The organism is Nitrospira sp. (assembly GCA_005116745.1).
In the GTDB taxonomy this organism is placed as follows: Bacteria; Nitrospirota; Nitrospiria; order Nitrospirales; family Nitrospiraceae; genus Nitrospira_D.
Map to the genome: position 1 here is coordinate 1 of SWDS01000020.1, position 1135 is coordinate 1135.

Annotated in this window: 2 protein-coding genes and 2 pseudogenes (1 of these 4 cut by a window edge); all 4 read right to left on the reverse strand. The window is 41.9% G+C overall.

The window, feature by feature from the left end; genetic code table 11:
- A partial coding sequence (locus tag E8D52_18610; protein ID TKB65239.1) for a type II toxin-antitoxin system VapC family toxin occupies positions 1 to 302 on the reverse strand: 302 nt, incomplete at its 3' end.
- Positions 293 to 520 (reverse strand): hypothetical protein, encoded by a 228-nt coding sequence (locus tag E8D52_18615; GenBank protein ID TKB65240.1) that lies wholly within the window; start codon positions 518 to 520, stop codon positions 293 to 295. The genes E8D52_18615 and E8D52_18610, both read right to left, overlap by 10 nt.
- A gap of 192 nt (positions 521 to 712) precedes the next feature.
- Positions 713 to 943 (reverse strand): annotated as a pseudogene (locus E8D52_18620) (hypothetical protein).
- Positions 944 to 1024: 81 nt separating this feature from the next.
- Positions 1025 to 1135: pseudogene (locus tag E8D52_18625) on the reverse strand (formylmethanofuran dehydrogenase subunit A) (it continues 256 nt past the right edge of the window).

Below are 1135 nucleotides of genomic sequence, written 5' to 3' on the forward strand. Positions count from 1 at the left end.
CGATGAACAAGTCTTCCGCCTCGATTAACTGCCCTTGTTGTTTCAAGTCCTTGTAAATTATTGCCGCTTGTTCCGCAACAGGCAAAATCGAAAGGCAATATCTCCATATTGGCAAACATCGACTGCCAGTAGCGGTCTTCATCCTTATTGTCGCCACGCAACAATTCGTATACTGTAATGCTCGAAACTGCGAAACGATAGCCTTGTACGCTAAGTAGGTAAAGCAAGGATTTGTCTTTATCCGCTTTTTTCGCTCGTTTATGTGCAATAAGCACGTTGGTATCTAGACAAATCATGTCCATTGCTTAAGATGCTGCCTTTTTTCTTCAATCGCTTGGTATTCCTCGTCAGTCATTTCCGGGCTGTCGAGCAGAAAGTGCAAAAAATCACCTTTATCGTCCTTGGCGTTTTCGTCGGCTGATAAAATAATCAACTCCACTCGTTTAGCGGTAAAATTTTTTGGAAGCTTGACATGGATACTCCCGTCAATGACTTCGGTGTATTCTTTTATGGCTTGCATGGGGTTCTCCTATTACTCTGGCGATAAAAGCTAAACCTATCGTTTAAGGAATCTCTGAACAAGTTGGTTCCGTTCATGGTTCGACAGGCTCACCACGAACGGAATCAAATACTTACCGTTTGTCCCGAACTTGTCAAAGGACTTAATCAGAGTTTCCTTAACTACCATTCCCACACTCTGTATCCAATACGACTATTTCAGGCATTCAAAATCCTCGATATCAACACAAGATTCTATTAAATCGCCGATTATCTTGCTTTTACCTGCAATGAAAACTGGCGGTTGGCGGCGCTTACCAATAGTTTGATGATTTGTGATTAGCTCATGCAGAACCAGATTAATGACTTCATTAACATCCTCAAGACCCACGGACTTCGAGGCATTTTCTAATAAGGTGTCGTTTATGGTAATGGTTTGTTGCATGGCTAAATCCTGTTGTTAAACCTATTATTGCTTTATTACTTTTATCGCTCCCATGCTCCAGCATGGGAGCGATAAAAAAACCTATACGGTAGGATGCACTGTCAAACTCCCCCGTCCATCTTCAGTGATCTCATCATCACTGATTTTAAAGTTACCCAGCTTCATGGTGAGATAGCGGTCAAAATACGATTT